At 59.2% G+C, this 7,124-nt stretch carries 5 protein-coding genes and 3 pseudogenes; 1 reads left to right on the plus strand and 7 read right to left on the minus strand.

Annotated features, from left to right (window positions below; genetic code table 11):
* The 5 genes and pseudogenes from YUO_RS45805 to YUO_RS48385 all read right to left on the minus strand — a co-directional run.
* Positions 1-271: pseudogene (locus YUO_RS45805) on the minus strand (transposase); the annotation flags it as partial.
* Positions 272-288: 17 nt separating this feature from the next.
* Positions 289-774, minus strand: a pseudogene (locus tag YUO_RS43335) (transposase); the annotation flags it as partial.
* Between the two features lie 1,311 nt (positions 775-2,085).
* Positions 2,086-2,928: a 2OG-Fe(II)-dependent halogenase WelO5 family protein gene (locus YUO_RS0137405; protein ID WP_028351688.1), complete on the minus strand. Its 843-nt coding sequence runs from the start codon at positions 2,926-2,928 to the stop codon at positions 2,086-2,088.
* A 291-nt stretch (positions 2,929-3,219) separates the two neighbouring features.
* Entirely contained in the window at positions 3,220-3,411 is a 192-nt protein-coding gene (locus YUO_RS0137410) for a hypothetical protein (RefSeq protein ID WP_028351689.1), read from the minus strand.
* A gap of 461 nt (positions 3,412-3,872) precedes the next feature.
* Positions 3,873-4,052 (minus strand): hypothetical protein, encoded by a 180-nt coding sequence (locus YUO_RS48385; protein WP_235782966.1) that lies wholly within the window; start codon positions 4,050-4,052, stop codon positions 3,873-3,875.
* Between the two features lie 194 nt (positions 4,053-4,246).
* Between YUO_RS48385 and YUO_RS43345 the strand changes: the two are divergent.
* A pseudogene (locus YUO_RS43345) lies at positions 4,247-4,627 on the plus strand (LysR substrate-binding domain-containing protein); the annotation flags it as partial.
* Positions 4,628-4,661: 34 nt separating this feature from the next.
* On the opposite strand, the gene YUO_RS49250 reads toward YUO_RS43345, so the two are convergent.
* Positions 4,662-5,315, minus strand: a complete 654-nt coding sequence (locus YUO_RS49250; RefSeq protein ID WP_430649592.1) for an MATE family efflux transporter — start codon at positions 5,313-5,315, stop codon at positions 4,662-4,664.
* 843 nt (positions 5,316-6,158) lie between these two features.
* The gene (locus YUO_RS0137430; RefSeq protein ID WP_430649593.1) at positions 6,159-7,112 is read right to left on the minus strand and encodes an AMP-binding protein; all 954 of its coding nucleotides are present in this window, start codon (positions 7,110-7,112) and stop codon (positions 6,159-6,161) included.
* Between the last annotated feature and the right edge of the window lie 12 nt (positions 7,113-7,124).

Raw genomic sequence — 7,124 nt, forward strand, 5'->3', positions numbered from 1 at the left:
GACGCTGCAGAAGTACGGCTCTGGCACCTTGAATGAACAGCGTTCGCAGGTACCGATTGCCGCGCCTCGATATGCGGCCGAGAATGGTTCGATCGCCGGTCGAGATTTGCTTCGGTACCAGACCAAGCCATGCTGCAAAGTCTCGGCCTTTATGGAAGGCATCACCGGTTCCGATGGCGGCGACCATCGCGCTTGAGATAATCGGCCCGACGCCGGGCGCACTCATTAGGCGGCGACAGTGTGGATCTTGATCAGCGAGTTCGTCGATTTCTTTCGTCATTGACGCGACGCGTCGGTCGGGAAGGTGATGGCCTTGGGCTGAACGGTGGTGTCCACCGTCACCCGCTTGAGGTCGCGCGTCCGCAGCGCGCCGGTCTCGTGCGCGACCCGCAGGCTCTCGGCCAATAAAAGCTCCAGCTTGTCGCCGAGCCGCTTGCGCCAGTGGCTGAGGTCGGAACGCTCATGCGGGAACTCGTGCCGGAAGAACTCTTCACCGGTGAAGTGCTGGAAATACGGGTCGTAGACCCAGCGCTCGCACACCCCCTCGTCGGACAGGCCGTAGATGTGCTTGAGCAGCAACAGCCCGATCGCGAAGCGGCTTGCGATGGCCGGCCGGCCCTTGTCGCTGTAGAGCGACGCGATCTCGCGATCGATCCAGTCCCAGTCGATCTTGCCGCCAAGCTGCACCAGCTCGTGCTTCAGGTTGATGATCTGATCGAGCCTGGCGCGAAACAGATCGCCTTCCCCCGTCGTCCCCGGCTTCTTCGGTCGCATCGTCCCCTCCGCTGCGACCACGGAACCACGACCAGCGATTCGAGGGAATCTTCTAAATCAAGTTTGCAAGCTTCCGAGGCCTCAAGCCGCAAAAGCTTGCAATCTCAAAACCGCCTTCGCTAGAAAATTGAGTCCCCGGTCAAGGCCTTAGGGGTTCTTCACGGGCGACTATCCAACGGCGCGGAAAGTGAGCACCGCTGCACGGTATGTGCGCTGCTCGCAATTCACATGCCCTACGCCGAGACGGCCGTGTAACGTTGAAACCGTACCGCATGGCCAATTCGTGCCTGAGGACACCGGCCTCCATTGAGACGGGCCCACTTTCACAAAGTGAGATCACCGCCCGGCTCGCCCTCGACGCTTTCGGAATGAAGAACATGGCGGCCAGGCTCGAAGTGACCACGTTTTGTCCCGGAACGCGCCGGCACGGGCTCATCTACGACCGGCGTAGCCGCCTCCAACTGCGCGGTCGCCCACACCGTCAGCGCCTGGCGGCGGTCCCTTACTATTCCGGCGCTCCGGCTCGGGAAAGTGGTACCGCACCAACATCTGATCTAGCGGCAAGGACATATAACTGCTAAGTGGCCGGTGCAAGTTGTGGACGCGAATGCCGCCGCAATGAAGCCAATCCGCGTGGTCCTCCATATAGTTATCGATTAAGACGCTGATTGTCCCGTCTGTGAACTGCGGCGACGGCGACGGCGCTCCATGAGATCGCCTGCGAGGGCACGCTGTCCGCTGAGAGATCCGGCAGGCTGCGCCCGGTCGGCTGCAGATGCTCATTTGGCTAAGTTCATGTAGTTTTTGAGAAACGTACCGGTAGAATTTGGCATACTTATGCTCCTCGGCGCTGGATGCGTGTGGGACTCCGTCGAGCTTAGGCCGGGGCGCAGCCTTGCTGATCAGCGGTTCGCGCTGGTTTCAGGTTGAGACAGCCTCAAGGTCCTGTAGCAACACACCAACGCATGCCGGCAAGGCGGCTAAGCGCAGCGAGCGTCCCAAGAGAACCAATGCTATCGAATCCTCAAGAGTTGTAAGATAGGGGAAGACGATTCCCTTAACTGGCAGCGCCGGCCCCAAGTTCGCGCTCGACGCATGCACCAGCAGAGCTCGCGCGACGTTGCGAAAACTTCGGTTAGTGGATCGGCAAAAGCTCCTGGCTTGCCGAATTCAAAAAGGTTAGTGTCGGCTACGGAGTATTACTCCTTCGTTGGAGAAGTGGAGAGGTCCCCCACGAGACCCCGCCTTATCCCTGCATGCTGTCACCAAGTTTCGCCCATAGCTCCCAGTTAGTCGCTGGAACGTCTAACTTCAGGTCCACCAGAGAACAAGATCCGGCCGCGCAAATCCGAGGAAACTGTGCAGCAGAAGGCGACACTTTCCGTTGCCTGATTGTCGGGTGACTCCGTGAATGAAGCCGCCGTCTATCAGCGCGATGTCTCCCGCCTTGAGCTGGAAATCGTGGCAAGGAACGGCCTCGAGATAAGATGTCGAATAGGGATACCCCGTGCTCTCCACTCCCTGCGACTTCCGGTCAGCGACCGTCGGCTTATGGCTCCAGATCCGCAGATTGCCCCCTTCCTCGGCCATGCTGGCATAGAAGTTGAGCGCTACGACGGTGTTGTTTCCCACCGCCGGAAGCTCGTAATCGCTCCCGGCACATAGGACTTGAGCGACGTCATCGTGAGGCTCCAAGGCATACGTAGCGGTACCAGACCAACGGAGAGCGCAACAAATATTGGACTGACCGTGCACCGAACGGGCCAGCCGCAATTCAATGCCTTGATTGCGAAGCTCGCGCATCAATGCGTCGAATAATCCGCGGACCGGATCAACCAAATTGCTAAAAAGGTCTTCGACGAATGGTCGCGCACTCTCCGACTCTGCGAAATAGGTGGCAGCATCCTTCCTATAGTGAGATGCGCCGATATATTGTCCGGGAACGCCGTCTTTGCGCTCCTTGAGACCGGGATTGCGAATAAAATTCGCGGTCATCTCCTCGGCTACTTCGATACTGAACGCTTGCTTGATGTGGAGGCCCGTGATGTCACCTTTCAGGACCGAGATGATCTCCCCAGTGCTGATCGAGCCGATCCGTTCTCTGATTGTAATAGGCGAAACGGCTGGCGCTCGAGACACTTGGATAGTTTGCATTGGCTTGCTCCTGTAGTGCGTGGTTGAGGATAGCGATGCCATAATCGAATTGGCCATCAGTCATGGTTATCAGCAGGAGAATTTTAATGACGCCGCGATTTGCGCCTGACGATTCGATAGTAGACCATTATCGAGTGCAGCATTGTACAGATGGGTGGCAACAGCCTGTGACGACACTTAAAGCCGATGTTCGATGCACATGGGAAATTTCGAAACGAGGCGATCAAGGCGTCCCTTTAGTTTAAAGTCTGCCCGCTCCGCCGTAGAACTCGGCGAATCGAAAGATCGGTTCTAGTAGCCATCGTAAGAGACGCGGATGACATCGTGGCGAGCAACGTCGCCTTGCTCCCTGCGGGATGACGAGCCCGATATCGCCAAGAAGTGACGCAACATACCGCGGAACAAATTCGTGAAGCTCATGACGCTCGAGCAGCCTGTATATTTTCGTGCCAGCGCCAGTGCCGCTTCGGTGCGGTCTGTCATCAAATCTGCGTTTCATCGACCATGAATTTCCAAGGGTAAATGTCCGCCGAGGAAGCGCCGCACGGATACGGATAGGATTCGCCATAGCCAAGTAGATGATCCCTACGAATATGAGCATGAGCAGACGTTTGCTTCTAGCGTTCGACAATATGCAAATTGCGTAGCTAGCCAGTCACTCCATCCATGGGCGGCCTCCCTCGCAAATATTGACCAGGCCCCCTTCTCCAAGCTTGCGCGAGTTCTGGGCTGGCTCCAGTCTCTTAGCTGAGACAAACCAACAACGAACCTACCAAGGTTGGTAATGTTCTGTAATCCAGAGGTCCGGCTGCATCCTGCTCTGTCGGCGAGCGTCGTCGATTTGGGAAAAATCGACCGCGTTTCAGTGTTTCGACGAGCGGTTCTCGACCTGAGGGACTCGGGAACGGTTAACCTGTGCGGAGGAGCGGTCGCTAAGGCAATGCCTACGCCGCTGCCTGCGTTAGCAAAGTGTCGTTGCTAGCCCCATCAATGGCGAACTCTTCACGCTCTATGTCGAGAAGGTGCTCGCGCTCACCCTGACAAAGGGCGAGGTCGTCATCCTCGACGACCTCGGCAGTCAAGGGCAAGCCGGCCCGCGACGCCATCCGCGCCAGGGAGCGCATCTGCCCTGCCGCCCTACAGCGACCTTAATCCGATCGAGCAGGTCTTCGCCATGTCAAACACCTGATCCGAGCTGCCGAGCCTCGTGACGTCGAGGCAACCTAGCGAAAGGTCGGCGAACTCTTCGATCTCTTCTCCAAGCAGGAGTGCGCCAACTATCTCAACAGGCTATGTTTCCGTATAAGCACATCATGCTATAGCAAGCCCCTTGCTGAGGCTCGGCAATGGCCCGGTAACGCCGCAAGACCTCGCACGCTTTCCGATCATCACTTTTTCGCGCAAGACCAAGCCCTATGAGGCGGTGCGTGAACTCTTTGACCGACCGGAGTTGCCGCCGATCCGCCTGCATGCCTCGACGTCGCTCGCCACCGTCATCCATATGGCAATCGAAGGACTCAACGTGGCCGTCATTCCTGCAGCGATCGTCGATCACGAACTCGCCGATGGACTGCTGCAACTGCTCGATACCGACCTGATGCTCGCGCCGCTCACCTTTACGGCAAGCTGGCTTGCCTCGCCCGATGTGGTGGCTGCGGAGCGGGTTGCTGATCTCGCGCGGCAGATCGCACAATCAGCAGATCGCGGCCGAGGTCGAGGTGTCGCCGCCACCGTCAGCCGCTACTTTCGCCGCTTGGGACTAAACCGGATACGCGATCTGGAGCCGACCGAGCCGGAACGCCGCTACGTAAGCCAGCAGGGCGTCGACGGGGATGGCTGCAAGCGTGATCCACGCGATCCGCTCCGGCAGGTTGACCGCGCCCATGAAACTGCGGATAGCCATAAAACCCAGTGCCGGAATCGCGCCCCAGGCGAGTCCGAACAAATATCTCTGGGCGAGCCGCGCCGTGTCGAACGCCTGGCCGAAAGCTAGCGGTGTTTGCTCTCCGCAGAACGCACCTCGGGAACGCTAGCACCATCGCCACCCACAGTCCCATGCGCAGCGCGCGGCGCACCACGGTAGGATTATTCGCTTCAAACGCCTGCGCCGCTAGCGGTGCGATTGGCGCCAGCAGGCCCGTGCCGAACGTGAAGGCAAGGACATAGACTCTGCCGGCCAGCGCAGCCACGGCGATCGCCTCTGCACCGATGTGCCCGATGAAGGCAAGATCAGTTGTCATCATCACGATCTGCCCAATCTGGGTCAGCGCCATCGGCCACGCTAGTTTCGCAGTTTCGCTAAGTTCGACAGCGACATGATGGCCCATCCGTCTCGTCAGTTCGAGCCGCGAAGCCGACACCGGCTTTTTATCTACTATCTTATGCATGGAAATTGTGGTGCCCACTTTGTCGGCGGTTAAACGACCTTTTTTTCCACTGGTGGGATCCCCTTGCCGCCTTGAATTCACGACGACCGGCGGATGCGGACTCCCGCGCAACGTTGCGTAGGTGCGCGGCCCGGACGACGCGCGCTATCGTTTGGACCTGCTGTTGAGCCTGGGTCTGACGCACCTCACTCACTCATGAGATCATCTCCTTGGCCAGCGCTTCTGCGAGCGCATCGACCTTCTCGCGCGTGTGAAGCGCGAGGAAACGTGGCAGGTTGCCCGCAAGCCGAACCGCTCGATCACCGGCATCGCGCAATCGGTGGGGCGCAAAACCGCGAATGGCGACGAAATCGTATGCGAACACGCACTGAGACGGATAGCGCGCGTTGCGCGCCGGTCGAATTCACAGGCGACGCAGGCGTGAGCTGAAAGGCGATATTCCTATAAGCCATCACTGGGCCACCTCAAGGATGCAATTCTGGGTGGCATCTGGACGCCATCGGCTTCGGCGTGGTTGCACCATAACATCTTCGGCATGAAGGCAACATTTCAGTTGGGGCATTTTCGCTGAGGCGCTCGATCGCGGCCGCCAGAGTAGGACATTGCACCTTTGGACCAACAGCTCCGAGGGTTCCATGAGAAGAGACTTCGGCAAGTTGCCTACGTCTCACAATGTCGCCTGGTAAACCTAGCCACACATCTAGACCGGCGAGATCGCAGTATGCGGCGGAGTGATCGCTGAGACCCACGACTTTGACGCCTCTCGGCGAGAGGCTCCGAAGTCGGTATTCGCGAACCAGTTGACGCATGTGCATCGCCGATGATCCGCGGCGCCGGATAACCTCACTTCGGGAAGCATTCGCGTAGCTTCACTTTCCAGAATTTTCCGGTCGAAGTTCGCGGTATGGCGTCGATGGACTCGTAGCGTTCAGGCAATTGCCACTTCGCGAAGCCGCGCGCCAGCAGGTGCTCGTTGAACTCCTTCGTGTCCACTTGCTTGCCGGGCTTGAGCACGACGCAAGCGAGCGGCCTTTCGCTCCATTTCTCGTGCGGGATTGCGATCACCGCAGCTTCGGCGACCGCGGGATGCTCCATCAACGCACTCTCGAGATCGGCCGAGCTAATCCACTCACCGCCGGACTTGATGAGGTCCTTCGTGCGGTCGGTGATCCGCACGAAGCCGAGCGGGTCGACCGAGGCGACGTCGCCGGTGCGCAGCCAGCCGTCTTGGGTAAACTTGTCATTCGTGACGGGCACCTCATGGTAGGAGCCCGTAATAAACGGGCCACGCACCTGGATCTCGCCCACGCTCTTGCCGTCCCACGGCTGCTCGCCGTCATCGCCCCACAGGCGCAGGTCCACAAGCGGCACGGGCACGCCGGCCATCGCGGCGCGGCGGTACTTCTCGTCGTCGCCGGCATCGCGCAGTTCTGTCCGGCGATACGATCGGGTGCAAACGGGCGACGTTTCGGTCATGCCCCATCCTTGCTCCATCCAAATGCCGTGCTTGTCCAAAGCGCGGATCAGAGATTCGGGCACCGTAGCGCCGCCCGTCACCGCGTGCATTCCTCTCGGCAACTTCCATCGGCCCCGGTTGGGTGAGCCTTCGGCTTGCGCCGCTTCGAAGGTCTGCATTAACNTCATCCAGATCGTCGGCACACCAATGGCCAACGTCGGCGGTTCGATCTGCATCAGATCGAGAAGGTCATCGGCATGCAGGTGCGGCCCGGGGAACACGAGCTTCGCACCGAGGTTCACCGCGCCGTAGGGGATGCCCCAGGCGTTTACATGGAACATCGGCGTCACGGG

Source organism: Bradyrhizobium murdochi (assembly GCF_000472965.1).
Taxonomy (GTDB): Bacteria; Pseudomonadota; Alphaproteobacteria; order Rhizobiales; family Xanthobacteraceae; genus Bradyrhizobium; species Bradyrhizobium murdochi.